Genomic DNA, 25,764 nt, shown 5'->3' with positions numbered 1-25,764 from the left:
TATGGCGTTATCCCACCCGGCGCTCGTAACCCAGACGGGAAACGGCGCCCTCGCGTCGTTCTCGTCGGGCGACAGGGGACTCGTGGCGGTGATCGGCCTGGTGGCCATCATCGCGCTGGTGTTCTCGTTCGTGCTGTTCCGCGAGGTACTCGCCGCGAACCACGGCACCCCGAAGATGGTCGAGATCGCCGAAGCCGTCCAGGAAGGCGCCCAGGCCTATCTCAAGCGCCAGTTCCGGACGCTGTCGGTCGTCGTCGTGATTGTCTTCCTGCTGCTGTTCGTGCTCCCGGCCGACAACGCCGGAGAGCGGATCGGTCGCTCCATCTTCTTCCTCGTCGGCGCGGGCTTCTCCGGGGCGATCGGATACTTCGGCATGTGGCTGGCCACCCGCGCGAACGTCCGGGTCGCCGCCGCTGCGAACACCGAAGGCCGTGAGCGAGCCATCCGGATCGCGTTCCGGACCGGTGGCGCGGTCGGCATGGCCACCGTCGGGCTCGGCCTGCTCGGCGCGTCCGTCGTCGTGCTCGGCTACACCAACAACGCCCCCAGGGTTCTCGAGGGTTTCGGCTTCGGTGCCGCCACGCTCGCCATGTTCATGCGTGTCGGCGGCGGCATCTTCACCAAGGCAGCCGACGTCGGTGCCGACCTCGTGGGCAAGGTCGAGGCCGGCATCCCCGAGGACGACCCGCGCAACGCCGCCACCATCGCCGACAACGTCGGTGACAACGTAGGCGACTGCGCCGGCATGGCGGCGGACCTCTTCGAGTCCTACGCCGTCACGCTGGTCGCCTCGCTGATTCTGGGTTCGGTCGCCTTCGGCACCAAGGGCCTGCTCTTTCCGCTCATCGTTCCCGCGATCGGCGTCCTCACCGCCATCATCGGCGTCTTCATCACCCGGGCACGCCCGAACGAGGGCGGTCTGAAGACCATCAACCGCAGCTTCTACATCTCGGCCGGCATCTCGGCCGTGCTGTGCGCCATCGCGGCGTTCAGCTACCTGCCGTCGAAGTTCTCCAAACTCAAGGGCGTCGGCGTCGACATCGACGGCTCGCAGATCGCTCAGCACGGCGGCAACCCCGCCGTGATCGCGATCGTCGCGGTGCTGATCGGCATCGTGCTGGCCGCGGTCATCCTGTGGCTGACGGGCGTCTACACCGGCACCGAGGGCAAGGCCGTCCAGGACGTCGGAAAGTCCTCACTGACCGGTGCCGCGACGGTCATCCTGGCGGGTATCTCGGTCGGCTTCGAGTCGGCCGTCTACACCGCCCTGGTGATCGCGGCCGCCGTGTTCGGCGCCTTCCTGCTCGGCGGCGCCTCGGTGTCGGTGGCCCTGTTCGCGGTGGCGTTGGCGGGCTGTGGCCTGCTCACCACCGTCGGTGTCATCGTCGCGATGGACACCTTCGGACCCGTCTCGGACAACGCCCAGGGCATCGCCGAGATGTCGGGCGACGTGAGCCCGCACGGTGCCCAGATCCTCACCGAGCTGGACGCGGTCGGCAACACGACCAAGGCGATCACCAAGGGCATCGCCATCGCCACCGCTGTGTTGGCCGCGACCGCACTGTTCGGCTCCTATGAGGACGCCATCCGCCAAGCGGTGTCTGACGCCGCCGGCGACATCAGCAACAACACCAACTTCACGAACACCATCGTCAGCCCGAACACCCTGGTCGGTGTGATCATCGGCGCCGCGGTGGTGTTCATGTTCTCGGGCCTTGCGGTCAACGCGGTGTCCCGCGCGGCCGGCGCCGTGGTCTACGAGGTGCGCGCCCAGTTCCGCAACCACCCCGGGATCATGGACGGCACCGAGCGCCCCGAGTACGGCCGCGTGGTCGATATCTGCACCCGTGACTCGCTGCGGGAGCTCGTCACGCCCGGCCTGCTGGCCGTGATGGCGCCTATCGCGGTCGGCTTCGGTCTGGGCCTCGGCCCGCTGGCCGGTTACCTCGGTGGTGCCATTGCGACCGGAACCCTGATGGCGGTGTTCCTGGCCAACTCCGGTGGCGCGTGGGACAACGCCAAGAAGCTCGTCGAGGACGGCATCCACGGTGGCAAGGGCTCTGAGGCCCACGCCGCCACCGTCATCGGCGACACCGTCGGTGACCCGTTCAAGGACACCGCCGGCCCGGCGATCAACCCGCTGATCAAGGTCATGAACCTGGTGTCGGTGCTGATCGCGCCCGCCGTGGTCCAGCTGTCCATCGGCAAGGACGCCAACGCCGCGGTCCGGATCATCATCGCGCTGGTCGCGGTCGCGGTCATCGTCGCCGCCATCGTCATCGCCAAGCGCCGCGCCTCGGCGCTGAACGACGACCCGGCGGCGGCAGAGACGGTCGCGCGCGTCGGCTGACCGACCTGTCCGAGACCCTGTCCGACGGATTACCGCCCGGCACCCCTGAGCGACACTGGGGGTTGCCGGGCGGCTCTTATCCCCCGGACCGGACTCATGTGGAGGCTGGAATGCACGAAGCGCCGGAACTTCGACCGCTTGCCTTCGGACCGAACCTGCCGGAGCGGTTCTATCGAGGCGGCGCCGGCATAGCGCGCTTCCGGGGTATCGAGCAGGCCGCGCCGAACATCCCGGAGGACTTCATCGCCTCCACCACCGAGGTTTTCGGCGGTGGCGGGATCGGCCTCTCAGCGCTCGATGACGGGACCGTGCTTCGCGATGCCGTCGCTGCGAACCCGGTGGGCTTTCTGGGCCGGGCTCACGCCGCTCGGTTCGGCGCCGACCCTGCCGTCCTGGTGAAGATGCTGGACACCGCGGAGCGGCTGGTCGTGCACTTTCACCCGGACGGCAGCTTCGCCCGCCGGCATCTCGGCTGCTCGCACGGCAAGTCGGCTGCTCGCACGGCAAGAACGAGGCCTGGCTGATCACCGAGGTGATTCTCGACCCGGCCGACGACAGCTCCGGGCACGTGTTTCTCGGCTTCACCGAGGACGTGACCGACGAGGTGGTACGCGACTGGATGCGGCGCCAGGACAAGGCCGCGTTGCTGGGCAGCCTGAACAAGGTGCCCGCGCGTCCGGGCAGCACGTTCTTCGTTCCGGCCGGGGTGCCACACGCCATCGGGGCCGGCATCACGATGGTCGAGGTCCAGGAGCCGGTCGACCTGTCGATCCTGCTGGAGTGGGAGGGCTTCGACATCGACGGGCCGAACGAGGGCCATCTCGGCCTGGGGTTCGACACGGCGCTCACCGGACTGACGCGCACGGCGTGGGACAGCGCGGACGTCGCCGCCGCCATGTCCGGCCGCTCCGATGACGACAGCCCATCCGGCGTGCGGCGGCTGCTGCCGCCCCGAGCCGATGAGTTCTTCCGCGCGGAGCGGGTCACCGTCGGCGGCGACGTCCAGGCAGTGGACTTCGAGCCGGCTTTCGCCATCCTGGTGATCCTGGACGGCCAGGGGGAGCTCGGTTTCGGGGACGGTCACTCGATGACCGTCGCCGCGGGTTGCACGCTGCTGGTGCCGCACGGCGCTGGGCAGACTCGGGTCACCGGGCAGCTGACGGCACTGCGCTCCCAACCGCCCGCGGTCGACGAGGCCGATCCCGCGCTGACCGGGCCGCGGCGCCGGGTTGCCGCCGTCTGCCGGTGAGTGCGGCACAATCGCGCCCGTGCAGTTCTCGTTGTTCGGAGCCGAAGCCGCAGACCCCGTTCTCGAGGATCTGGACGGCCTGCTGCTCGCCGGCGGTGACTGGGTTCGCGGCGGCTCCCGTCCCGGCGCCCGGCTATCGGTGCTGGTCGCCGAGCGGTGGCGCGCCGAGGCCTTGCGCGCGGAGTTCGCGGCCAGGTCGCTGGCCTCCGACACCGCACCCGCGCCGGGCGAGCTGATCGCCGTCCGGACGGAGTTCACCGAGGTCCTCGCCCCGCACGCCGCCCGCTGGACGCGGGGCGCCTCCCTGCGAGCGCCGGCGGATCTTGCCCTCACCGCGTCCGGTCTGCGGTTGTGGGCGCTCGCCGCCGGCAAGGCTGACGAGGCCGGCTACCTGTTGCTGATGGATTCATCCGACGCCGCGCTGCACCGCAGGGCCGGTGGTGAGCTGGCCCGCCTCGGCGTCGCCGCCGTGGACGTGGGCGTCCGGATGGGCTCGGGTTGGCGGGTCACCTCGGTGAAGCGGCTCCGGCGGCTGGCCGAACTTGTGGGCGAACCACCATTGGGTGCCCGCCGTGACTGGCCACTGGGCTAGGGCGGGTCGTACATCGGTACTGGTTTTTCTGCTTGCGACGCGACGGCCGAGCTTCGCGACCGAGCGGAGCCCTTCGATAAACGGCTATGTCCTGGGTCTGGCGGCGCTCTTCGGACCGCGAGCAACGGCCGGGGTCCGGGGCGACGTGGCGGAGAGGCCGTCGAGGTAAACCTGTTTGAGTCGGCGCGCCACCGCGTCCTGGGCGGGAATGGCGCGTCTTGGGCGGAAATGGTAGGTAGCGGCTGCGCGATCATCGCACCGAAGATGATGATGTCAGCCGTGGTCGCGTGGTCGCGGACGCTGCTGTCGCGTTGTCCACGCTCGAGCAGGTGCTGCAACGACTCGTGAACCTCAGACCGCACCGCTTTGGTCTCGCGCGAAGAGGGGCTGGGCCGCCGTGCAGCGGCAACACCAACTCGGTGCGGTGACTGAGGATCGCGTCCAGGAAATGGTCCAGGCAGTTGAGGCCGGATACGTCGAGCGATTCCGCGTCCCTGGCGCAGCGGAGCACGAGCTCGAACGATCGCCGCGTCAGGGCATCCAGCAGCGCGTCCCTGGTCGGATACCGCCGATAGAGCGCGTCGATGATGTAGCACACCTCGTCCGAGTCGCTGTGCACGTGCATCGGCGGCACGTAGCCAGCGGGCATCCGGTGATCGACGATGTCTACACCTCCTCGCGTCGCGCCACCGGTGACCTTGTTGATCGTCAACGAACCACCAGTAGGCGCACCGTCGTCGGGTCCGAGCACGACCCCCTCGTCGGCGGCTGAGTGGGGCAGCTGTGCCGGACGGTGGAAAGCTCATGGGCATCTCCCGGTAACCGGATGAAATCGTCCGGATGGGCATATCCGCGTTTCCCGTTCAGGCGCGACTTCCCTTGTCTTTGCTCATCGACCTGCGCCTGTGGATGGCGGCGCGGGCGCCGAGGCTAAGTTCGGGTCATGGATATCGGCATTTCCCCCACCGTCGTGGTGATGGGGGTTGCGGGGAGTGGAAAGACCACCGTCGGGCTCATCCTGGCGAACCAGCTCGGTGTGCCGTTCGCGGACGCCGACGACTTCCACACCCCTGAGCTCAAGGCCAAGATGGCGGCCGGGCACCCGCTGACCGACGCCGACCGCAGCCCGTGGCTGAACCGGCTCGCCGAGTGGCTGCGGGACGAGCGCGAGGGCTGCGTGCTGGCCTGTTCCGCGCTGAAGCACCGCTACCGCGACGTCCTGCGCACCGGGTCGGACACACTGTGTTTCCTGCATCTGGCCGGTGAGCCTCAGGTCGTCGCGGCGCGGGTCGGCCACCGGGTGAACCACTACATGCCCGCGTCCCTGATCGACTCCCAGTACGAGGCGCTGGAACCCCTGACGCCGGACGAGTGCGGGATCAGCGAGGACTTCACCCACGATCCCGAACAGATAGTGCACGACTTTCTTCAGGAGGTTCAGTTCTCATGATCGGGTCCCAGGTGCTCGCATTCCACCCGATGGCGGTTCAGCTGCTCGCGGCCGGAAACTCCGGGGCGCACGACAGCCGGCTGATCATCGCCGCGCTGGTGGGCATCGGGCTCATCATCGCGCTGATCACCTTCCTCAAGCTGAACCCGTTCCTGAGCCTGACGATCGGCGCCGTGATCGTCGGCGCCATCGCGGGCCTCGGTCTCGACAAGACGCTCACCGTGGCCAGCGTGGGCATCTCGAAGATGATCGCGTCCTGGGTCGAGGGCAGCACGGTGTCGCCGCTGCTGCTGGCCTGGTTCGTCGCGGTGCTGATCCGGTTGGCGACGGGCTCGGCCACGGTGGCCACGGTGACCGCCGCGGGCATCCTGCAGCCGGTCACCGCAACACTGAGCACGTCGCATGTGTCATTGTTGGTACTGGCGATCGGTGCCGGCTCGCTGTTCTTCTCGCACGTCAACGATGCGGGGTTCTGGCTGACGAAGCAGTATTTCGGTCTGTCGGTGAGCCAGAACATCAAGTCGTGGTCGTTGATGGAGACGGTGCTCTCCGTGACCGGCATCGCCGTGGTTTTAGCCTTGAGCGTGGTGGTGTGACCCACCGATAGGACCAGAGGCGGGGACCGTGAGGTACCGTCCGCCGAAGTACCGGGCGAACGCGGGCGACTTGGTCGCTCACGCTCGGTGATCAGAGACAGGGAGTACGTGGTGGCGCAGGCACGCGGGAAAAAAGCGGGCACCGGCAACAAGCTGGTGATCGTGGAATCCCCGGCGAAGGCGAAGACGATCGGCGGATACCTCGGTGCGGGGTACACCGTCGAGGCGTCGATCGGTCATATCCGGGACCTGCCGCGCAATGCCGCCGACGTTCCCGCCGCCTACAAGGGCCAGCCCTGGGCGCGGCTCGGGGTCAACACCGAGGCGGACTTCGAGCCGCTGTACGTGGTGAGCCCGGACCGCAAGTCCCAGGTCAGCAAATTGAAGGCCCTGGTCAAGGACGCCGACGAGGTCTATCTAGCCACCGATGAGGACCGCGAGGGCGAGGCCATCGCGTGGCACCTGGTGCAGACGCTCAAGCCCACCGTTCCGGTACGCCGGATGGTGTTCCACGAGATCACCCCGGCCGCCATCGCGCGAGCGGTGTCCGAGCCGCGCGAGATCGACGCCCATCTGGTCGACGCGCAGGAGACCCGCCGCATCCTGGACCGCCTCTACGGCTACGAGGTGTCGCCGGTGCTGTGGAAGAAGGTGCTGCCGAAGCTCTCGGCGGGTCGGGTGCAGTCCGTGGCGACCCGCATCGTGGTCGAGCGCGAGCGGCAGCGGATGGCCTTTCATACCGCGAACTACTGGGACATCGAGGGCAGCTTCGCCCCGGCCGTCCGCAAGCCCAACGACCCGGAGACCTTCGGCGCGACGCTGGTGGCCTTGGATGACGAGCGCATCGCCACCGGACGCGACTTCGACCCCGCCACCGGTCGCGCGTCCTCAGAGGTGCTTCATCTGGACGAGGCGGGCGCCCGCGGCCTGGCCGCCCGGCTGGCCGACGCCGACTTCGCCGTCACGCGCGTCGAAGAGAAGCCCTACCGCCGCCGCCCGTACCCGCCGTTCATGACCTCAACGCTGCAGCAGGAGGCCGGCCGCAAGATGCGCTGGTCCTCGCAGGTGACCATGCGCGTCGCCCAGCGGCTGTACGAGAACGGCTACATCACCTATATGCGTACCGACTCGACGAACCTGTCCGAGACGGCGCTGACCGCAGCCCGCTCCCAGGCCCGGGACCTGTACGGCGACGCCTACGTACCGGCCGAGCCGCGGCACTACAGCCGCAAGGTCAAGAACGCCCAGGAGGCGCACGAGGCCATCCGGCCCGCCGGTGACGCCTTCCGGACCCCGGGCGAGCTTGCGTCGGCGCTGTCCTCGGACGAGTTCCGGCTCTATGAGCTGATCTGGCAGCGCACCCTGGCCTCGCAGATGTCCGACGCCGTCGGCACCAGCGTGTCTGTGCGGCTGGCGGGCACGTCGGTGGCCAATGAACGTGCCGAGTTCGCGACGTCCGGGCGCACCATCACGTTCCCCGGCTTCCTGCGCGCCTACGTCGAGGACACCGACGATTCGGACGCCGGCGACTCCGGCCGGGACGACACCGAGAAGCGGCTGCCGCAACTGGCCCGCGGCGACGGCCTCGGCGTGCGCTCGCTGGAGCCGTCCGGGCACTCGACGAACCCGCCTGCCCGCTACACCGAGGCCTCGCTCGTCAAGGCCATGGAGGAACTCGGCATCGGCCGGCCCTCGACATACGCCTCGATCATGCAGACCATCCAGGACCGCGGCTACGTGTGGAAGAAGGGCTCGGCGCTGGTTCCGTCCTGGGTTGCCTTCGCCGTCGTCGGCCTGCTGGAGGGGCACTTCGGCCGGCTGGTGGACTATGGCTTCACCGCCTCCGTCGAGAACGACCTGGACTCCATCGCCGGCGGCACCGCCTCCCGGGTGGACTGGCTGCGCAAGTTCTACTTCGGCGCCACCGATGCCGAGCGCGCGGAGGGCGACGACGGCCGGATCTCGTCCCAGGGCGGCCTCAAGAAGCTGATCGCGGAGCGCCTGGAGGACATCGACGCGCGCGGTGTGAACTCCATCCAGCTGTTCGGGCCGGGCAGCGACATCGTGGTGCGAGTGGGCCGGTACGGGCCCTACGTCCAGCAGGGTGGCGCGGAGTCGGAGCGGCGCGCCTCGGTGCCCGAGGACCTCGCACCGGACGAGCTCACCCCCGAGAAGGTGGAGGAGTTGCTCTCGGCGCCGTCAGGTGACCGTGAGATCGGCGTCGACCCTGACACCGGCCGCGAGATCACCGGCAAGAACGGCCGCTACGGCCCGTACGTCACCGACGGCGAGCGGACGGCGTCGCTGTTCAAGAACATGTCGCTGGACACGCTGACGGTCGAGGACGCGGCCAAGTTGCTCACCCTGCCCCGGGTGGTCGGCATCGACCCCGGCACCGGCGAGGCCGAGGACCCCACCAAGGGGGCGGAAATCACCGCGCAGAACGGCCGGTACGGCCCGTACATCAAGCGCGGCACCGACTCCCGGTCGCTGGAGGCCGAGGAACAGCTTTTCACGGTCACCCTGGACGAGGCGCTGGCCATCTTCGCCCAGCCGAAGCTGCGTGGACGTCGTGCCGCGGCCGCCCCGCCGCTGAAGGAACTCGGCGTCGACCCGGTCTCGCAGCAGCCGATGGTGGTGAAGGACGGGCGGTTCGGCCCGTACGTCACCGACGGCGAAACGAATGCCTCGCTGCGCCGGGACGACTCGGTGGATGAGCTCACGGACGAGCGCGCGTCCGAGCTGCTGGCGGACCGCCGGGCTCGCGGGCCGGTGAAGAAGGCGACGAAGAAGGCCACCAAGAAGGCACCGGCCAAGAAGCCGACCGGCACCAAAACCATCGCGAAGAAGGCGACTGCGACGAAGTCCGCTGTGAAGAAGGCACCTGCCAAGAAGGTCGCCGCCAAGAAAGTAGCGGCAAAGAAGGCCTGACGTCGCCCGCTCCGATCCGCCAGGCACACTAGGCTGATGGCATCCCACTATCGGCAAATGCAGGTGGCCACGGTGGCCGGTCACGGTGCGGCAGCGTTCGACTCGGCGTCGCGGGCGGTGTTGACGTTGCACATGCACAACAAGGCCGGCGTGAAGATGACCATGCCGACCGGCTCGGTCCGGGTCGGGGACGTCATTCGGCTGCGCTTCGGTCTCGGCCCGTTCAGCGTGCACGGCTCCTGTGATGTGACCGAGGTTGTCGATGAGCCGCGGCGACGTGGATTCACCTATCACACCCGGCCGGATCATCCCGAAGAAGGCGAAGAGAGTTTCTTCGTGGACTGGGTCGCCGATGACTCGGTCGTGGTGAGGCTCCATTCGAACTCCCGCCCGCGGCGCTGGTTCATGCGCCTCGGCGGTCCGGTGTCACGGCTGGCGCAGGCCCTGATCAATCGCCGTTACCTGCGCGTGGTGCGCAAGATCGTGGCCGCCGAGGCGCCTGGCCAGTGAGCGCGGCTAGGCCTGCTGTGGTGCTAGGCCTGCTGGAATTCGAGCCGGTTCCCGAACGGGTCGGTGGTGTGGAACCGCACGATCCCGGGTAGCTCCCCGCTGGCGTCCACGCACTCAGCACCCGCGGCGGTGAGCCGGTTTCGAAGCTGGTTCAGGTCGGTCACCAGAAACGCCGGATGCGCCTTTCGTGCGGGCTGAAAGGGATGCTCGACACCTAGGTGCAGCACGGCCGCGCCGCCGGTGAACCAGCAACCTCTCCGCTCTGCCAAGGCTGCCGGCTTGGGTTGTTCGCTCATGCCGAGCAGCCCGCTGTAGAAGGCCCGCGCTGCGTCCTCGCCGCCTGCCGGGATGGCGACCTGGACGTGATCGAGGCCGGTAATCACGGCTTGCTCGCCACGACGAAGGTGCGCAGGAACGGAAACATCGTGACGCCTTCGCGTGCGGGGTAAGCCTGGCGCAGCAGGCTGGCGTACTCGGCCTCGAACTCGGCACGATCGGCGTCGTTGTCTTCTAAGGCTTGTAGCACCGGCCGCAGCCCGGTGCCCCGCACCCACTCCAGCACCGGATTCTCGCCACTGAGCACGTGCAGGTAACTGGTCTGCCAGGCGTCGACCCGCAGGCCCGCGTCCGCCAGTGTGGCGAGGTAATCAGCCGGCTCGGAGACGGCGTCGGCATGGCGCAGCACGCCGTCGAGGGTGTCGCGCCAGCGTGGTGCGGACGCCAGCTCGCGCATCAGCCGGTGTGACGGTGAGTCGAAGTTCGCCGGAACCTGCAGTGCCAGCCAGCCGCCACCGGCCAGTTCGCCCGCCCAACGGCTGAGCAGCCCGAGGTGTCCGGGAACCCACTGCAGCAGCGCGTTACTGATCAGCACCTCGACCTCGGTTGCGGAAAAGTCCTCGGCTCGGGCGAGGTGAAAGCTGAGGTTCTCGCTCTGGTGTTGGTTGGCGCGCTCGATCATGTCGGGTGAGGAGTCCAAACCTCGAATCGTCGCCTCGGGCCAGCGCTGCGCCAGTGCGGCGGTGAGCTCACCGGAGCCGCAGCCGAGGTCGGTGACCGATGCTGGTGCCTGTGCCCGGACCTGGGCGAGCAGGTCGAAGAACGGCCGGCCCCGCTCGGAGCTGTACCTGCCGTACTGCTGTGGATCCCACTGCATGCCGCCTCCAGATTGATCTCTTGATATCAAGAGGCTATACCTTGACGTCGAGAGAATGCATGGCGCGGGCTAGGGTCGGCGGCCCAGCCATGCCGTCCGGGTTCCTCGGACAACCAGATCGGTTCGCACGAGCAGGCTGTCCGGCCCGTCGGGTGCCAGCAGGCTGTCCAGAGCCCGCAGGTCGGCAGGCTCCAGTCGGTCGTGCATCGCGGACCGGATCCGCTGAAGGTAGGCCCGGGCGTAGCGGCCGATGGCCTCCGGAAGCGGCGGCCTCAGGTCGATGTCGAAGCGTCGTCGGGTGACGACGTCGAATCCGGCCTGCTCGAGCTGCGGGCCCCAATCCAGCCCGAGCAGCGGCATCACCTCGGCGTTCAGCTGCGACACGGCGTCCTGGCAGCGGGCCTCTAACCCCGAGCCGACGTCGTCGGGAAGGAAACGAGGCGGCGAATCCAGTTCGAGAACGACCAGCAGGCCACCAGGCCGCAGGGTTGCGAAGACGTCGGCGAGCACGCGACCGCCGTCAGCCAGGTGGTGCATCGAGGTGCACGCCCAGGCGAGGTCCACCTCGGCGAGTGTCGGCCATTCGGCGTCGAGGTCCACCTGCAGCCAGCTCACCCGGCTGTCCAGTTCCAGGTCGGCGACCTTGCCCTGGAGACGACTCAGCAGTGCCGCGGAGTTGTCGAGCGCGATCACCTCGGCGTCGGAAAATTGACGGGCGAGGGCGATGGTGCCGGTGCCGGTTCCGGCCCCCAGGTCGAGAATTCGGCGGGGAGCGGCATCGCTCTGCTCGGCGATCCAGGAGGTTATGCCTGCGAGGTAGTCGTGCAGTACCTCGCCGTCCAGTTCCAGCAGCTCAGCCATGGCCGCAGCCGCGTCCGGATCTTCGCCGGGTCCGTCGGCGTGGTGGTGGTCATGATGTGCAACAGGTTCGGAAGTCATGGTCTGAGCGTACGAGCGTCATGCTGATCCGGCATACACTCTTGCCTATGACGCAAGAAGTTGAACTCGATGGTCTAGTGCGGGAGCGAATTCGGGGACTGCGGCTGGCGCGCGGGTGGTCCTTGGACGCCCTTGCCGCCCGCTGTTATCTCAGCCCGTCGACGCTGAGCCGGATCGAGACCGGCCACCGCCGGATCGCCCTGGACCAACTGGTACCGATCGCCAGGGCATTGGGCACCACCCTGGACCAGCTGGTCGAATCTGTCGACGATGACGACGTGGTGATCCGGCCACAGCGCGATGAAGCCTCCGGAGTGACCACCTGGCTGCTGACCCGCGAGGGCGCACCGCATGGGGTGACCGTCGCCAAGATGCGGATCGCCGCCCCGACCCGTCCGGTCGGCAGAGCCGAGCTGGGCGTGCATCCGGGACGGGACTGGTTCACCGTGCTGTCGGGAACGGCCCGGCTGCAACTGGGAGAACGGACCATCCTGGTCGAGGCGGGGGATGCCGCGGAGTTCTCGACCATGGTTCCGCACGCCGTCGGGGCACACGACGGTCCGGTCGAAATCCTGGTCATCCTGGACCACGACGGGGAACGCGTTCACCTGCACCCCGCCGCCCACCGGTGATGCCTTGATGTCAAGAGAACCCACTAGGCTCGCGCGCATGGCCGACGAAGTAGATGCCATTGCCGACGCCTGGGCCCGGGAGCGGCCCGACCTGGACGTGGCGCCGCTGCAGGTGCTGAGCCGGATCAGCCGGCTCGCCCAGCTGCTCGACGAGCGCCGGAGCCAGGCATTCGGCCAGCACGGTCTCGCGCTGCACGAATTCGACGTGCTCGCCGCCCTGCGCCGGACCGGAACACCCTTTCAGCAGACGCCGGGTCAGCTCGTCGAAGCCACCCATGTCACCTCGGGAACCATGACCAACCGGTTGGACCGCCTGGCCGAGCGCGGACTCATCGAGCGCGGAGCCCATCCCGATGACGGCCGCCAGGTGCTGATCCGCCTCACCGAAACCGGACTGCGACAGGTCGATGCGGCATTCGCGGCACTGCTCGCCTCCGAGGACGCGCTGCTTGCGGGGCTGTCCGCAACCCAGCGGGCAAACCTGGCCACCGGGCTGCGACGGCTGCTGCGGACGCTCACCGATCCGTGACCCGGTGCGGGTAGCGGGGGTGCCGGGCGGTCGGCAAGTACCCCGATAAGCTGGGCCCGCACGTACGCCAGACCGGGGCAGGAGCAGCCATCTCAACCGAGCGAACCGCCGCCGCGGACCATGCGGTACCCGGTGGCGTCCTGATCGCCTTCGAGGGCGGTGAGGGAGCCGGCAAGTCGAGTCAGATCAGCGCGCTGGCCCCCAGCCTGCGTACCGCGGGCCATCCCGTCCTCGTTACCCACGAGCCTGGCGCCACGCCCATCGGTAGGCAGATCCGCAAGCTGCTGCTCGAGACGGACGCTCCCATCGCCCCGCGCAGCGAGGCGCTGCTGTTCGCCGCCGACCGCGCCCATCACGTCTCCACCGTGATCCGTCCAGCGCTGGAGCGGGGCGAGGTCGTGATCACTGACCGGTTCGTCGACTCCTCGCTGGCCTACCAGGGCGCCGGCCGCACGCTGTCGGTGGACGAGGTCGCCAAGCTGTCCCGCTGGGCCACCGAAGGCCTGGTGCCGCACCTCACCGTGCTGCTGGACGTGCCGGTGACCGTGGGTCTTGCTCGGGCGGGCAACCGCGCCGGCGGTTTGGGCCTGGATCGGCTGGAACGCGAGACGCTGGTGTTTCACGAGCGGGTGCGCGAAGGCTTCCAGAAGCTGGCGGCGGCGGAACCGCAGCGGTACCTGGTGCTCGATGCCACCTTGCCGCAGGCCGAGCTGGCGACCACCATCGAGGCGGCCGTGACCCGAATGCTGAGCTACCAGAGAAGTGCTGGGCCACCAAAAAGTGCTGAGCCACCAGAGACTCGAAGGCGTGTGACGTGACAGTTTTCCAGGCGCTGATCGGTCAGGACGCGGCCGTGGCCGAGCTGTCCCGGGCGGCCCGGGCCGCGGCTGATGTGGTGGCCCAGCGCCCGGTGCAGTTGGGTGCGATGACCCACGCGTGGCTGTTCACCGGTCCTGCCGGTTCCGGTCGGTCGGTGGCCGCTCGGGCGCTGGCCGCGGCTGTGCAGTGTGACCGGGCCGAGGCTCTGATGGCGGCCGATCCAACAGCGGCGCCGGGCTGTGGGGAGTGCCTGTCCTGCCGCACCGTCCGGGCCGGTAGTCATCCTGATGTGCGCTCGATCGTTCCCGAGGGCCTGTCGATCAGTGTCAACGAGATGCGTGCGGTCGTCGGTATGGCCGGGCGCAGGCCGTCGCTGGGACGTTGGCAGGTGGTGGTGATCGAGGACGCCGACCGGCTCACCGAGGGTGCCGCGAATGCGCTGCTCAAGGCGATCGAAGAGCCGCCGGAGCGCACGATCTTCCTGCTGTGCGCGCCGTCCACCCATCCCGACGACGTGGTCGTCACCATCCGGTCGCGCTGCCGGGTGGTCGGGTTGCGCATTCCGCCGCCGGCCGCCATCGCCGAGGTGCTGATCGCTGACGGCATCGACCCCGGCACCGCGAGCTGGGCAGCGCAGGCCTCGCAGGGCCACGTGGGCCGGGCCCGCCGGCTGGCCCGTGACGACCAGGCCCGGGAGCGCCGTGAGGCGGTGCTCGCCATCCCGGCGCGGCTCACCTCGCTGAACGCGTGCTTCGAGGCGGCTGACCATCTCGTCAAGGCGGCCGAGGCGGAGGCGAAGGCGCTGACCGATGACCTGGACGTCACCGAGTCCGACGAGTTGAAGGTTGCTCTCGGAGCGGGCGGCACCGGCAAGGGCGCCACCGGTGCGGCGCGGGGCAGCGCTGGGGTGCTGAAGGAGCTGGAGAAGCGGCAGAGGTCGCGAGCGACCAGGCTGCAGCGCGACGCCCTGGATCGGGCGCTGGTGGATCTGGCCAGCTTCTACCGGGACGTGCTGCTGGTGCAGGCCGGGTCACCGGTGCTCGCCGCGCATCCGGACTTCGCCCGCGACACCGCCACCGTCGCGCGTTCCATCGACCAGGCCGGAGCCCTGGTCCGTCTCGATGAGGTGCTGGCCTGCCGGACCGCGATCGAGCTGAACGTCAAGCCCAAGATCGCCATCGAGGCGATGACGGCGGCTCTGCGGCTGCCCTGACGAAATGTCCCGCCCGGCCGCTTCACCGCGTGGATAGGTTCGCGGCGCCGCACCGGTTAATCTCATCCTATGGGGATGATGTGCGCGGTGACCTTCACCGACCGCGGCCGGCTGTACTACGCCGATCCCGGTTCGCTTACCCCGGCCGTCGGCGAGCACGTGCTCTATCCGACGGACGAGGGCGACGAGGTAGCCCAGGTCATGTGGGCGCCGCAGTGGACCTCAGACGACGTCGGCGGGCTGCCCGTCCTGTCCGCAATGGCGACTGCTGAGGACCTTGCCGCGCTCGATGCCGGCCGAAAGAAGCGGTCCGTGGCCCGGGTCGCGGCCAAGCGCCTGATCCGGGAGCACGGCCTGCCGATGAAGGTGGCCGGTGTCGACCACGTCCTTTCGGACAACCGGACAGTCATCTACTTCTCCGCGCCACACCGGGTGGACTTCCGGTCCCTGGTCCGCGATCTCGGAGCGACTCTGAAGGGCCGGGTGGAGCTGCGCCAGCTCTCGGCCCGCGACGAGGCCCGCATCATCGGCGGGATCGGCTCGTGCGGCCGCGAGCTCTGCTGCTCGACATTCCTGGTCGACTTCGAACCGGTGTCGGTGCGGATGGCCAAGGACCAGGACCTGCCGCTGAACCCGCTGCGGATCTCGGGCGCGTGCGGCCGGCTGATGTGCTGCCTGAAGTACGAGCACCCGCTGTACCAAGACGCACGCGATTCGATGCCCGAGGTCGGCTCGTGCCTGTCGACCCCCGAGGGCGACGCGACGCTGGTCAGCTACAACGTTCCGGGCGAGACTGCGGTCCTGCGGATGAACTCGGACGGACGCCGGACGACCTGTGCCATGGCCTCGGTCTGCTCCTCACGCAAGTCCCACGACGAGTTCTATGGCAATGGTGAAGTGGGATCTGCGGTCGCCAGCCCGCACGGGTCCGAGCCGGGCTGCACAACTTCCTGATTCTGCGTTATCGACTCAGTCTGCCGACTCAGTTCCCCGGCCGGACGATGGCCTTGACGGTGGTGGGATCGCTGCGTGAGGCGGTCAGCGCGGCTTCGACCTCATCAAGACCGTAATGGCCGGTGACCATCGAGTCGAGGTCTACCCGCCCGGACGCGGCCAGCTGGATCGCGATCGGCCAGGTGTTGGCGTACCGGAAGGCTCCGGTGATCATCAGTTCGCGGTCCTGCACGTAGGACAGCGGCAGTTGCACGGTGTCTCCGCCCATCCCGACGAGGACGGCGCGTCCGGCTCGCGCCATCGTAGAAACGGCATCCCAGGTGGCCCGGGCATTTCCTGAGCACTCCAGCAGCACGTCCGGCTCGACCTCGGCGTCAGCCAGGGAGGTTCGGCTGACGTCGATCGTCGCGAGCCCGAGCTTCTCGGCCAGGCGCAGCCGGTGCGGGTTCACGTCCGTGACGGTGACGGCGTCCGCACCGTATGCGCGGGCGGTCTGCGCGGCGATCAGTCCGATCGGTCCCGCACCTGTGACCAACACGGTCTTGCCGGGCGCCAACTGGGCGCGGCGGCAAGCCCACACGCCGACCGAGAGCGGTTCGAGCAGGCCGGCCGCGTCGTCGCTGATGCTGTCCGGGACCGGGTACACGAACGCTGCGGGCATCGCCACGTATTGGCTGAACGCGCCGTCGTAAGGCGGCGTCGCGAAGAACTTGACGTCGGGGCAGAGGTTGTAGCGTCCTGCCAGGCACTGCGAGCAGGAGCGGCAAGGCACCCCCGGCTCGATCGAAACCCGCTGGCCGACCCGCAGCGAGCTGACCTCGTCCCCCACTGCCGCAACAACGCCGCCGGCTTCATGTCCCAGGATCAGGGGCGAGTCCACGACGTAGGGACCGATCCGGCCGTGCTCGAAGTAGTGCACATCGGAGCCGCAGACCCCCACCGATCCCACCTCGACCAGCACCTCATCCGCGGCGGGCTCGGGGATGTCGCGCTCCTCCACGGCGACCTGCCCCATCCCGCGCAGCACACTCACCTTCATCGTCGCCATCAGAACGACCTTCCCGACGCGTCGCTCAAATGAGCGCCTTGACCGACCTTGATGCTCAAATGATAGGTTCATGGTCAAGTGCCCGGGTGAGTAGGTGAGGCAGGTGAGGCGAATTCATGGACGAGACGTCAGTTGCCCCGTTCCTCGGGCCGGTCGAATTGGTCGCGGCCACCCGCGTCGCGCGCCGGTACTACGTCGACAACCGCTCCAAGGTGCAGATCGCGGAAGAGCTGGGGATCACTCGCTTCAAGGTCGCTCGTCTGCTCGATGTTGCCCGCGCCAGTGGGATCGTGCGTATCAGCGTGGCAGGAACTGGTTCGCTGGAACTCGAGCTCAGCGAGCGCCTGCGCCAACGCTTCGGCCTTCGCCATGCCGTCGTGGTCAACACCGCCCGCGGCGATGACGCTCAGACTCGCCACCAGATCGGTGGTGTCGCCGCCGACCTGCTCAGCGAGATCACCACCGCGGAGGACGTCCTCGGCATCGGCTGGGCACGGGTCGTCCTCGACATGATCGGCAAGCTGCGCGGACTGGCGGCCAAGCAGGTCGTCCAGCTCACCGGCGCGCTGACCCGTCCGGATGTGGAACCGAGTTCGGTGGACGTCGTGCGTAGCGTCGCCCGGCGGGCGGGGGCGCAGTCCTCGGTGTTCTACGCCCCGATGATCGTGAGTGACGTCGAGACGGCCCAGGGTCTCTACCGGCAGGAGCAGGTCGCCGACGCGGTCGCCCGGTTCGCATCGATCACCAAAGCGGTCGTCGGAGTCGGCGGCTGGAATCCGCCCAGCTCAACCCTGCACGATGCCCTGACTCTCGCCGAGCAGAACCTGATGCGCGGAAGCGGAGTGCACGCCGACCTCTCCGGAGTGCTCCTCGACGCCCAGGGCAACGCCATGGAAACTCTGCTCAGCGGGCGGATCATCGCCATCACTGCTGCGCAGCTACGGCGCATCCCAGAGGTCATCGGCATCGCCTACGGCCTGAACAAGGTCTCCGCCGCACACGCTGCCATCCGGGGCGGCTACCTCGACTCGCTCGTCACGCACACCGACTTTGCCGTTAAGTTGCTGGAGGAAAGCCGCTAGCCCGCCGCTTCACGCGGTGCGACGGAAGACCCAACCACGTAGCAGGACGAAGCGCAGCGCGGTCGCCACCAGGTTCGCCGCAATCAGCACCGCCACCTCGATCCCATGGTGCGGCACCGGATCGGCCGCGTGCAGAGCCGCCAGCGAGCCGCTCGTGAGTGCCAGCCCGAGCGCGAAGACCATCAGCCCCTGCAGCTGGTGCTGGCCGGCATTCGTCCGCCCCGCTATGCCGAAAGTCAACCGGCGGTTGGCCGACGTGTTGGCGACGGCGGTGAGAAGCAGGGCGAACAGGTTGGCGCCCTGAGCCCCGAGCATGCCGCTGGCCAGCCAGAAGAGCGCCAGATACGCGGCCGTGCTCAGTGCGCCGATCGCGCCGAAGCGGACCAGTTGCCGCAGCAGGCCCGGTGGCACGTCCGGCGAGGTCGGGCTGAGCGGCTGCCGCCCGAGTTGCGCCCGTACCTCGGCCAGCGGGAGCGCCCCGGTCGCCAGTGCGCGTCCCACCCGCACGACCCCTCTGAGGTCGGCGAGGGCCGTCGAGACCAGATCCACCCGTGAGTCCGGATCATCCACCCAGTCCACCGCCACCTCGTGGATGCGCAGCCCCGAGCGTTCCGCCAGTACCAGCAGCTCGGTGTCGAAGAACCAGCCGGTGTCCTCGACCAGCGGCAATAGCTGGCGCCCCACGTCAGCCCGCATCGCCTTGAACCCGCACTGGGCGTCGGAGAAGCGCGCGAGCAGCGTGCTGCGCAGAATGAGGTTGTAGCAGCGGGAGATCACCTCACGCTTCGCGCCGCGGACCACCCTGCTCTGCCGGCTCAGCCGCGACCCGATGGCGATGTCGGAGTGTCCCGAGATCAGCGGAGCCACCAGCGGCAGCAGAGCGTTGAGGTCGGTCGACAGGTCGACGTCCATGTACGCCACGACGTCTGCCTGCGAGGCCAGCCACACTGCGCTCAGCGCGCGGCCGCGGCCCTTCTGCTCCAGTCGCATGTGCCGGACGCCGGACAGCTCATTGACCAGTCTCCGGGCCACCTGCGGAGTCGCGTCGGTGCTGGCGTTGTCTGCGATGGTGATCAGGAATTCATAGGGAAAGAACCGTTCGAGGTGCTCGTGCAGGCGCCGGACGCAGGGCGCCAGGTCGACCTCTTCGTTGTAGACGGGAATGGTCACGTCCAGGGTCAGACGCGCCGAGAACTGTTCTGCCACAAGGGGATTGCGCTCAGCTAGCAAGGTCATGGCTCTACTTTCGATTGCCGGACTGGCGCGGCCTTGTGGACATCCTGTGCGCTCGCTTCGAAGGCTTTCCCTTATTGGTTGGGCCAGTTGAGCGCGCACGACAGCGCGCGGCCCGGCCTTCCGCTAAGTGGAAAGCCGGGCCCCGCTTGGTGGTGCCGTGTTGTGGAAGGGGCCTAGCTGTTCGGTTGGGTCAGGTCATACAGCGTGGTTCCGCCGACCGTGACGGTCTTGAAGTTGGCCTGCACCCAGCTGCTGATGGCTGAGGAGGAGTCGCTGCCACTCGTCTGGTTACCGCCACCACCGCCACCGCTGGCGATGAAGTAATGGATTTTGCCGGCACTGACGTAGGCCTTGAACTCAGCGAGGCTGGGGGAGGGGTCACTGCCGTTGAAGCCGCCGATGGCCATCACCGGCTTCTCCGTCGCCAGCTGGAATCCGGCCGCACTGTTGGAGCCGATGGCTGCCGCCACCCAGGTGTACTGCGACGAGTCCGCCTTGAGGACATTGACAACGGCGGTCGCTGGCGTGCTCGCGTTGAGCAGCCCGCCGTCGGCGCCGCCACCGAAGCCACCACGTCCGGTCGGCGCTGTGCCGGTGCCGGTCGGCGGGGCGCCAACGCCGCCTTGCGCTGTGCCTGTGCCGCCTTGGGCTGTGCCACCGAAGTTGCCCGCGCGGCCGGGAAATCCACCGGTCGGCGGCTGACCGCCCATCCGTGCGCCACCGCCACCGCCGGGACCGCCGAAGCCACCCGTACTGGCCGGTCCCGCGCTGGGGATCGAGCCCGAGTGTGGCGTGCGGGCCGTCGAGATTGCGTAGGCGCTGGGGCCGCCCAGGGATGCGATCAGCGCGACCGCCGCGATCATCGGACCGGCTCGGCGACCGAGCCGGGACACCACGATCAGCAACAGGCCGCTGGCGATTCCGGTCACCAGAATGGCGTAGCGCAGCCAGGGAAGCCAGGCGGGCGTGCGGTCCAGTAACTCGAACTGCCACACCGCGGTCAGCAGCACACTGAGCGAGAGCAGGATGCTGGCCGTCAGCTGGTGGCGGTTGCGCCACAGCAGGGTGGCTGCCACACCGATCGCGCCGCCGATGGCCGGTGCCAGTGCAACGGTGTAGTAGGGGTGGATGATGCCCTTGGCGTAGCTGAAGACGAGGCCGGTGACGACGAGCCAGCCACCCCAGAGCAACAGTCCGGCCCGCGTTCGGTCGGTGCGGACGCCCTTACGAGTGAACCACAATCCCCCAACGAGCAACAGCAGGGACGTGGGCAGCAGCCAGGAGATCTGGGTGCCCATCTCGGTGCCGAAGAGCCGGGTGGCACCGGTCGTTCCCCAGCCACCGCGGCCGTTCCCGCCACCACCGCCGACGCTGCCGGTCTCGTTGCCGGTGAGCCGTCCGAGGCCGTTGTAACCCAGGGTCAGCTCGAGGATGGAGTTGTGCTGCGAGCCGCCGATGTAGGGACGGTCCTTCGCGGGGATCAGCGAGACGATCGCGATCCACCAGCCGGCCGAGACCACCAGCGCACCACCGGCGGCAAGCAGCTGCAGGATGCGTCGCCCAACCGGGTTCGGCGCGCGGCGAAAAGGTACACCAGCGCGAACGCCGGAACGACCAGCAATGCTTGCAGCATCTTGGTCAGAAAGCCGAATCCGGTCAGCACACCCACCAGGATCAGCCACTTGGTGGATGCCGTTTCCAGGGCGCGGATAACGCCATACCCGCCCGCGATCATCAGCAGGAGGAGCAGCGAGTCGGGGTTGTTGAACCGGAACATGAGTGCGGCGACCGGGGTGACGGCGAGCACCGCGCCAGCCAGAATTCCCGCGGCCGCTCCGGACGTCCGGCGCACCGCGAGGTACAGCATGCCGACCGCGGCGACGCCTTCCAGGGCCTGTGGAACCAGGATGCTCCACGAGTTCAGGCCGAAGATTCGCACGGACAGCGCCATGATCCAGAGGGCGCCCGGCGGCTTGTCGACGGTGATCGAGTTGGCGGCGTCCGATGATCCGAAGAACATCGCCTTCCAGCTCGCCGAACCGGCCTGGGCGGCGGCGGAGTAGAAGGAGTTGGCGTAGCCCGAGGCGCCGAGTCCCCAGAGGTAGAGCAGCGCTGTCGCGAGCAGCAGTCCGAGTACCGACGGGCGTACCCAGGCGGGGTCGTCCACCCGGCCGCGGATCAGTGCTCTGACCCGGTTACCGCGCTCGATCCGTGGAGCGCTGGGGGAGAGGGATCTACCTGGTGGGACAAGGGTTTCGGTACTCATGTCAAGCAGTCTGGCCAGCGAAGCTTTCGAAAGTCTGTGGGCTTGCTTGCTGGTTTCCATGCATCGGGAGGGTCACGGTGAACACGGTGTTGCCAGGGGCGCTGGTGACGTCGATGCGCCCACCGTGAGCTGCCACGACGGCTGCCACGATGGCGAGCCCCAGCCCGGTGCTGCCCGCGGTGCGCGAGCGGGACTGCTCACCGCGGGAGAACCGCTCGAAGATGTCGGGCATCAGTGTGGGGGATATGCCAGGGCCGTCGTCGCGCACGGCAAGAATCGCGCGGTCGCCCTGCTGACTAAGGGAAACCCGGACCTGGGTGCCGGCTGGAGTGTGGGTGCGTGCGTTGGCCAGCAGGTTGGTCAACACCTGGTGCAGCCGAGCACCGTCGCCTTGCATGACCAGCGGATCGTCGGGCACGTCGAGCTGCCAGGAATGGTCGGGCCCGGCGGCGTGCGCGTCGCTGATGGCGTCCACGGCCAGCCGGGTGAGGTCGACCTCGGCCGCCTCCAGCGGCCGGCCGGCGTCCAGGCGGGCGAGCAGCAGCAGGTCCTCGACCAGCGTGGTCATCCGCCCCGCCTCGGACTCGACCCGGCTCATGGCGTGGGCGATGTCGGGCGGCGCAACCTCGCGGCTGCGGCGGGTCAACTCGGCGTAGCCCCGGATCGAGGCGAGCGGCGTCCGGAGCTCATGGCTGGCGTCCGCGACGAACTGACGGACCCGGGTCTCGCTGCGGTGCCGGGCGTTCAGCGCATCGTTGACGTTCTCGAGCATCCGGTTCAGCGCCACCCCGACCTGCCCCACCTCGGTGTGCGGGTTGGGTGCGGGCACCCGTTCGGCCAGAGCTACCTCGCCCTCGTCCAGGGGCATGTCAGCCACCCTGGTTGCGGTGGCGGTCACCCGGCGGAGCGGCCGGAGCGCGAGCCGGACGATCAGCGCCCCGACCAGCCCGGCGATGACCAGGCCGAGCGCGGTCAGGCCGGTGATGACGAGGGTGAGGTTGGTCAGCGTGCTGGACACGCTCTTGAGCGAGAAGCCCGACACCAGGGTGTCGCCGTCAGGCGTCGTCCGGGCAAGCACCCGGTACTCACCGAGGCCGGGCAACGCGATCGACCGCGGCTTGCCGTCGACCGGAATGGACAGCAGCGCGGGATCGGCGGTGCTGCTGAGGGTCGTCCGGTCGGCATTGGCATCCAGCATGACCGCTTCGACGACGGTGCCGCCGGTGATCTGGGCGCCGATGCTGCCGGGCGGGTTACCCGGCGGCAGCAGGAAGCTCCGGTTGCCGCCGCCGGGGGCGGGCAGCGTGTGCGCGGGGTCGCCCGAGCCCGGGTAGGCGTTGGATGACCGGCCACCGGCCTGGCGCAGCTGGCTGTCCAGTTGGCCGGTGAGCGAGTGCTGCAGGGCGATGGCGGTGAACGAGCCGATGCCGACGCAGAGCAGGACGAGCAGGCCGAGAAAACTGGCGATCAGTCGAGCCCGCAGCGTCCAGTCCCGCAGCGGTTGCGGTCGCCGGCGAAGCTTTCGGTCGGGGCGCCTGAGGCGGAGCGCGTGCCAGCGTGAAGCCGTCATCTCAGGCGGCGCGCAGCACGTAACCCACGCCGCGCAGGGTGTGGATCATCGGCTCACGCCCGGCGTCGATCTTCTTGCGCAGGTAGGAGATGTAGATCTCGACCACGTTTGCCTGTCCGCCGAAGTCGTAGTTCCACACCCGGTCCAGGATCTGCGCCTTGGACAGCACCCGGCGCGGGTTGCGCATCAGGTAGCGCAGCAGCTCGAACTCCGTCGCGGTCAGTGAGATCTCCGACCCGGCCCGGCTGACCTCGTGGCTCTCCTCGTCCAGGCTGAGATCGCCGACGGTGAGCACCGAGCCGCTGGTGGCGGCGGCGATGGAGGTGCGGCGCATCAGGCCCCGGACCCGGGCGACGACCTCTTCGAGGCTGAAGGGCTTGGTCACGTAGTCGTCGCCGCCGGCGGTCAGGCCCGCGATCCGGTCCTCGACGGCGTCCTTGGCCGTCAGGAACAGCACCGGCAGGTTGGGGGCGTCATCACGCAGCCGGCGGAGCACGTCCAGACCGTTGAGGTCTGGCAGCATGATGTCGAGGACGACGGCGTCGGGCTTGAACTCCCGGGCCATCCGGACTGCGCCCAGGCCGTCGTGGGCCGTACGGATCTCCCAGCCCTCGTAGCGCAGCGCCATGGTGAGCAGGTCGGCGAGGTTGGGCTCGTCATCGACGACGAGAACCCGGACGGGGGTGCCGTCGGTGCGCAGCATCGAGGACGGGCGCGAGGCGTTGGTTGTAGTCACGCTGTGAACAATGCGCCGCACGGCTGGTTGCTGCCTGTGGGAAGTCTGTGGCAATCCTGTGGGCTTGGCTGCCTTGGGGCTCTCATTGAGGATGGCGCCGTGCGCCGCCTTAAGGCGGCTCCACAAAGTCCCGTTAGGGGGCTGCCGGGTCTTTTTGCTCTTCTAGGTTGTCCCAGTCCGGACTCGACCGGTCAGGGATTGGCTACAACATTGGCTACAAAAAACGGACAGTCCCCACACCGCCGCCCCGTGGCAGCATCGACACCTACACCTTCGAAAGCGGTGGCGTAGGTATCGATGGTGCGCTCCTGATCGGACTGCTCAGGCGACGGGCACCGGATCCCGGTCGGCGACGATCATGGGCACGGGCACGTCGGCATCCTCGCGGATCTCGACCTGAGCGATGGCGGCGTAGCGCTCGGGCCGGCCGGCCTTGAGCCAGCGTGCGTAGCCGACACCACCGCCCGCAGCGATCAGCAGCACCCAGGGCAGCGCGTTGATCACCGGGTTGGTGGTTCCGGTCAGGAGGGAGAACTTCTCGATCAGCAGTAGGGAGGCCGTCGTCAACCCGGCGGCCCCCAGCAAGGGCGCGAGCAGGGTGCGCCACCAGTGCCGGTCAGCCCGGTTGCGGAAGAACCCAATGACCGAGAACGCCGCCGCCGCCTGGATCACCACGATGCCGAGGGTGCCGAGGCCCAGCAGGCTGGTGCAGAGGCTGGTGTAGGGGTCCAAGCCGGCGACGGCGAACGCGGCGACCACGATCGCGCTGACCACGACCTGCACCAGACCGGCGCGGTGCGGTGAGTGGAACCGGGGGTGCGGCTGGCCGAGCCAGCCGGGTAGCACCCGTTCGCGGCCGAGCACGAAGGTGTAGCGATTGGTCGCGTTGTGCAGGGCCAACGACGCGGCGAGCAGGCTGGTGCAGAGCAGGATCTGCATGACGGTGGTCAGGTCGGAGGACACATAGGTTGTACTGAGCTGAAAGAACAGGTCGCCGAGCTGCTGGCCGGCCACCTCTTGCAGCTGGTCCTTGCCGACGCCACCGACGGCGACCCAGCTGGTCAGCGCGTAGAAGGCGGCGATCACGATCACCGAGGCATAGGTGGCCAACGGGATGCTGCGGCGCGGATCTTTGGTCTCCTCGCCATAGAGGGCGGCGGATTCGAAGCCGATGAACGACATGAAGGCGAACATCATCGTCACCCCGACGGCACCACCGAACACGTTGTGCGGAGCCAGCGACTCGATCGGTACCGCGTGGACGCCCTTGGAGACGATGACGGCGATGTCCAGGACGGCCAGCACCGCGATCTCGGCGATCATCAGCACCGCCAGCACCTTGGCCGACAGATCGATCTGGCAATAGCCGAGGTATGCCGTCAAGAGGATCGCCGCAGCGGCCCAAACCTCCCACGGCAGATCGAGACCGTGCTGCGCCGCGGTGAGCTGCGCAAAGTAACCGAAGGCCCCGATCAACCCGATGGACGCGGCGTTGTAGGACACCACCGCCACCAGGCCGCCACCGATCGCGGCTGACCGGCCGAGCCCGAGTGAGAGGTAGGTGTAGAAACCCCCGGCGTTGACGATGCGCCGGCTCATGGCGGCATATCCCACCGAGAAACAGAGCAGTACCAGGCCGGCGAAGACAAACATGCCCGGTACGCCGACGCCATTGCCGAGGGCGAAGGCGAGCGGTACCGTGCCGACCACCGCTGCCAGCGGCGCGGCGGCCGCGATCACCAGCAGCACGATCTTCGGTGTGTTGAGGGTTCCGCGTAGTGCGGTCTGCGGTGCGGCTTTGCCGTTACCGGGTGAAGCGGATGCGGCCATGGTGATCTCCGGGGTGTTGGGTCGATCGAGCAGTCACGGCGGGTGTGAGTGGGCGGCCGGTGGTGGTGGGGAACAGCGG

The 25,764-nt window shown here is 68.5% G+C and carries 24 protein-coding genes and 1 pseudogene; 14 read left to right on the top strand and 11 right to left on the bottom strand.

Annotation, left to right across the window (positions count from 1 at the left end):
• The first annotated feature begins 1 nt into the window (after nt 1).
• From RM423_RS12315 to RM423_RS12300, 4 genes are all read left to right on the top strand, one after another.
• The gene (locus RM423_RS12315) at nt 2-2,350 is read left to right on the top strand and encodes a sodium-translocating pyrophosphatase (RefSeq protein WP_311423327.1); all 2,349 of its coding nucleotides are present in this window, start codon (nt 2-4) and stop codon (nt 2,348-2,350) included.
• 110 nt (nt 2,351-2,460) lie between these two features.
• Nucleotides 2,461-2,874, top strand: a complete 414-nt coding sequence (locus tag RM423_RS12310; RefSeq protein WP_311423326.1) for a hypothetical protein — start codon at nt 2,461-2,463, stop codon at nt 2,872-2,874.
• Nucleotides 2,875-2,882: 8 nt separating this feature from the next.
• The gene (locus RM423_RS12305) at nt 2,883-3,599 is read left to right on the top strand and encodes a hypothetical protein (RefSeq protein ID WP_311423325.1); all 717 of its coding nucleotides are present in this window, start codon (nt 2,883-2,885) and stop codon (nt 3,597-3,599) included.
• Between the two features lie 19 nt (nt 3,600-3,618).
• Complete coding sequence (locus RM423_RS12300; protein ID WP_311423324.1) at nt 3,619-4,191, top strand: hypothetical protein; 573 nt, start codon at nt 3,619-3,621, stop codon at nt 4,189-4,191.
• 250 nt (nt 4,192-4,441) lie between these two features.
• On the opposite strand, the gene RM423_RS12295 is transcribed toward RM423_RS12300, so the two are convergent.
• The gene (locus RM423_RS12295) at nt 4,442-4,903 is read right to left on the bottom strand and encodes a hypothetical protein (protein WP_311423323.1); all 462 of its coding nucleotides are present in this window, start codon (nt 4,901-4,903) and stop codon (nt 4,442-4,444) included.
• A 231-nt stretch (nt 4,904-5,134) separates the two neighbouring features.
• Between RM423_RS12295 and RM423_RS12290 the strand changes: the two genes are divergently transcribed.
• From RM423_RS12290 to RM423_RS12275, 4 genes are all read left to right on the top strand, one after another.
• Nucleotides 5,135-5,641 (top strand): gluconokinase, encoded by a 507-nt coding sequence (locus tag RM423_RS12290; protein ID WP_311423322.1) that lies wholly within the window; start codon nt 5,135-5,137, stop codon nt 5,639-5,641.
• Nucleotides 5,638-6,237, top strand: coding sequence for a GntT/GntP/DsdX family permease (locus RM423_RS12285; protein WP_311423321.1), 600 nt, complete (start codon nt 5,638-5,640; stop codon nt 6,235-6,237). Before RM423_RS12290 ends, RM423_RS12285 begins: the two co-directional genes overlap by 4 nt.
• Before the next feature lie 87 nt (nt 6,238-6,324).
• Nucleotides 6,325-9,168, top strand: a complete 2,844-nt coding sequence (topA, locus tag RM423_RS12280) for a type I DNA topoisomerase (protein ID WP_311423320.1) — start codon at nt 6,325-6,327, stop codon at nt 9,166-9,168.
• A gap of 36 nt (nt 9,169-9,204) precedes the next feature.
• The gene (locus RM423_RS12275) at nt 9,205-9,678 is read left to right on the top strand and encodes a DUF1990 family protein (RefSeq protein ID WP_311423319.1); all 474 of its coding nucleotides are present in this window, start codon (nt 9,205-9,207) and stop codon (nt 9,676-9,678) included.
• A 23-nt stretch (nt 9,679-9,701) separates the two neighbouring features.
• On the opposite strand, the gene RM423_RS12270 is transcribed toward RM423_RS12275, so the two are convergent.
• The 3 genes from RM423_RS12270 to RM423_RS12260 all read right to left on the bottom strand — a co-directional run bounded on the left by RM423_RS12270 (nt 9,702) and on the right by RM423_RS12260 (nt 11,770).
• The gene (locus tag RM423_RS12270; protein WP_311423318.1) at nt 9,702-10,061 is read right to left on the bottom strand and encodes a VOC family protein; all 360 of its coding nucleotides are present in this window, start codon (nt 10,059-10,061) and stop codon (nt 9,702-9,704) included.
• Nucleotides 10,058-10,831: a trans-aconitate 2-methyltransferase gene (locus RM423_RS12265; RefSeq protein ID WP_311423317.1), complete on the bottom strand. Its 774-nt coding sequence runs from the start codon at nt 10,829-10,831 to the stop codon at nt 10,058-10,060. The genes RM423_RS12270 and RM423_RS12265 overlap by 4 nt, the downstream gene beginning before the upstream one ends.
• A gap of 69 nt (nt 10,832-10,900) precedes the next feature.
• Nucleotides 10,901-11,770, bottom strand: a complete 870-nt coding sequence (locus RM423_RS12260; protein WP_311423316.1) for a class I SAM-dependent methyltransferase — start codon at nt 11,768-11,770, stop codon at nt 10,901-10,903.
• Between the two features lie 47 nt (nt 11,771-11,817).
• Between RM423_RS12260 and RM423_RS12255 the strand changes: the two genes are divergently transcribed.
• The gene (locus tag RM423_RS12255; RefSeq protein ID WP_311423315.1) at nt 11,818-12,402 is read left to right on the top strand and encodes a helix-turn-helix domain-containing protein; all 585 of its coding nucleotides are present in this window, start codon (nt 11,818-11,820) and stop codon (nt 12,400-12,402) included.
• A gap of 37 nt (nt 12,403-12,439) precedes the next feature.
• Nucleotides 12,440-12,931 carry a MarR family winged helix-turn-helix transcriptional regulator gene (locus RM423_RS12250; protein WP_311423314.1) on the top strand — a complete coding sequence of 164 codons (492 nt, stop codon included), beginning with the start codon at nt 12,440-12,442 and terminating at the stop codon, nt 12,929-12,931.
• A gap of 92 nt (nt 12,932-13,023) precedes the next feature.
• On the opposite strand, the gene RM423_RS12245 is transcribed toward RM423_RS12250, so the two are convergent.
• The gene (locus RM423_RS12245) at nt 13,024-13,155 is read right to left on the bottom strand and encodes a hypothetical protein (RefSeq protein WP_311423313.1); all 132 of its coding nucleotides are present in this window, start codon (nt 13,153-13,155) and stop codon (nt 13,024-13,026) included.
• Here RM423_RS12245 and tmk point away from each other — a divergent pair.
• The 3 genes from tmk to RM423_RS12230 all read left to right on the top strand — a co-directional run bounded on the left by tmk (nt 13,117) and on the right by RM423_RS12230 (nt 15,917).
• On the top strand, nt 13,117-13,749 hold the full coding sequence (gene tmk / locus RM423_RS12240) for a dTMP kinase (protein ID WP_311423343.1): 633 nt from the start codon (nt 13,117-13,119) through the stop codon (nt 13,747-13,749). The two genes, RM423_RS12245 and tmk, sit on opposite strands and share 39 nt — an antisense overlap.
• Nucleotides 13,746-14,963, top strand: a complete 1,218-nt coding sequence (locus RM423_RS12235) for a DNA polymerase III subunit delta' (RefSeq protein ID WP_311423312.1) — start codon at nt 13,746-13,748, stop codon at nt 14,961-14,963. Before tmk ends, RM423_RS12235 begins: the two co-directional genes overlap by 4 nt.
• A gap of 69 nt (nt 14,964-15,032) precedes the next feature.
• Nucleotides 15,033-15,917, top strand: a complete 885-nt coding sequence (locus RM423_RS12230; RefSeq protein ID WP_396327698.1) for a PSP1 domain-containing protein — start codon at nt 15,033-15,035, stop codon at nt 15,915-15,917.
• 28 nt (nt 15,918-15,945) lie between these two features.
• On the opposite strand, the gene RM423_RS12225 is transcribed toward RM423_RS12230, so the two are convergent.
• Nucleotides 15,946-16,965, bottom strand: a complete 1,020-nt coding sequence (locus RM423_RS12225; protein WP_311423310.1) for an NAD(P)-dependent alcohol dehydrogenase — start codon at nt 16,963-16,965, stop codon at nt 15,946-15,948.
• 116 nt (nt 16,966-17,081) lie between these two features.
• Between RM423_RS12225 and RM423_RS12220 the strand changes: the two genes are divergently transcribed.
• Nucleotides 17,082-18,047, top strand: coding sequence for a sugar-binding transcriptional regulator (locus RM423_RS12220; RefSeq protein ID WP_311423309.1), 966 nt, complete (start codon nt 17,082-17,084; stop codon nt 18,045-18,047).
• A 9-nt stretch (nt 18,048-18,056) separates the two neighbouring features.
• On the opposite strand, the gene RM423_RS12215 is transcribed toward RM423_RS12220, so the two are convergent.
• The 5 genes and pseudogenes from RM423_RS12215 to RM423_RS12190 form a co-directional block, all read right to left on the bottom strand.
• Entirely contained in the window at nt 18,057-19,283 is a 1,227-nt protein-coding gene (locus tag RM423_RS12215) for a bifunctional glycosyltransferase family 2/GtrA family protein (RefSeq protein WP_311423308.1), read from the bottom strand.
• 173 nt (nt 19,284-19,456) lie between these two features.
• A pseudogene (locus RM423_RS25600) lies at nt 19,457-21,549 on the bottom strand (ArnT family glycosyltransferase).
• Nucleotide 21,550: 1 nt separating this feature from the next.
• Nucleotides 21,551-23,119, bottom strand: a complete 1,569-nt coding sequence (locus RM423_RS12200; RefSeq protein ID WP_311423305.1) for a sensor histidine kinase — start codon at nt 23,117-23,119, stop codon at nt 21,551-21,553.
• Between the two features lies 1 nt (nt 23,120).
• Nucleotides 23,121-23,822: a response regulator transcription factor gene (locus RM423_RS12195; RefSeq protein ID WP_396327703.1), complete on the bottom strand. Its 702-nt coding sequence runs from the start codon at nt 23,820-23,822 to the stop codon at nt 23,121-23,123.
• Between the two features lie 354 nt (nt 23,823-24,176).
• Nucleotides 24,177-25,685 (bottom strand): APC family permease, encoded by a 1,509-nt coding sequence (locus RM423_RS12190; protein ID WP_311423303.1) that lies wholly within the window; start codon nt 25,683-25,685, stop codon nt 24,177-24,179.
• Nucleotides 25,686-25,764 lie beyond the last annotated feature (79 nt).

This window comes from Jatrophihabitans lederbergiae, from assembly GCF_031845305.1.
In the GTDB taxonomy this organism is placed as follows: Bacteria; Actinomycetota; Actinomycetes; order Mycobacteriales; family Jatrophihabitantaceae; genus Jatrophihabitans_A; species Jatrophihabitans_A lederbergiae.
Note: the sequence above shows the minus strand (reverse complement) of the source record. Positions and strands in the feature narration are given on the sequence as shown.

Coding starts and splice junctions, on each gene's coding strand:
- RM423_RS12315 (WP_311423327.1), top strand. CDS start 2: ATGGCGTTATCCCACCCGGCGCTCGTAACCCAGACGGGAAACGGCGCC.
- RM423_RS12310 (WP_311423326.1), top strand. CDS start 2,461: ATGCACGAAGCGCCGGAACTTCGACCGCTTGCCTTCGGACCGAACCTG.
- RM423_RS12290 (WP_311423322.1), top strand. CDS start 5,135: ATGGATATCGGCATTTCCCCCACCGTCGTGGTGATGGGGGTTGCGGGG.
- RM423_RS12285 (WP_311423321.1), top strand. CDS start 5,638: ATGATCGGGTCCCAGGTGCTCGCATTCCACCCGATGGCGGTTCAGCTG.
- RM423_RS12275 (WP_311423319.1), top strand. CDS start 9,205: ATGGCATCCCACTATCGGCAAATGCAGGTGGCCACGGTGGCCGGTCAC.
- RM423_RS12265 (WP_311423317.1), bottom strand. CDS start 10,831: ATGCAGTGGGATCCACAGCAGTACGGCAGGTACAGCTCCGAGCGGGGC.
- RM423_RS12260 (WP_311423316.1), bottom strand. CDS start 11,770: ATGACTTCCGAACCTGTTGCACATCATGACCACCACCACGCCGACGGA.
- RM423_RS12255 (WP_311423315.1), top strand. CDS start 11,818: ATGACGCAAGAAGTTGAACTCGATGGTCTAGTGCGGGAGCGAATTCGG.
- RM423_RS12250 (WP_311423314.1), top strand. CDS start 12,440: ATGGCCGACGAAGTAGATGCCATTGCCGACGCCTGGGCCCGGGAGCGG.
- RM423_RS12245 (WP_311423313.1), bottom strand. CDS start 13,155: ATGGCCCGCGGTACGCAGGCTGGGGGCCAGCGCGCTGATCTGACTCGA.
- RM423_RS12230 (WP_396327698.1), top strand. CDS start 15,033: ATGGGGATGATGTGCGCGGTGACCTTCACCGACCGCGGCCGGCTGTAC.
- RM423_RS12225 (WP_311423310.1), bottom strand. CDS start 16,965: ATGGCGACGATGAAGGTGAGTGTGCTGCGCGGGATGGGGCAGGTCGCC.
- RM423_RS12220 (WP_311423309.1), top strand. CDS start 17,082: ATGGACGAGACGTCAGTTGCCCCGTTCCTCGGGCCGGTCGAATTGGTC.
- RM423_RS12215 (WP_311423308.1), bottom strand. CDS start 19,283: ATGACCTTGCTAGCTGAGCGCAATCCCCTTGTGGCAGAACAGTTCTCG.
- RM423_RS12200 (WP_311423305.1), bottom strand. CDS start 23,119: ATGACGGCTTCACGCTGGCACGCGCTCCGCCTCAGGCGCCCCGACCGA.
- RM423_RS12195 (WP_396327703.1), bottom strand. CDS start 23,822: ATGCTGCGCACCGACGGCACCCCCGTCCGGGTTCTCGTCGTCGATGAC.
- RM423_RS12190 (WP_311423303.1), bottom strand. CDS start 25,685: ATGGCCGCATCCGCTTCACCCGGTAACGGCAAAGCCGCACCGCAGACC.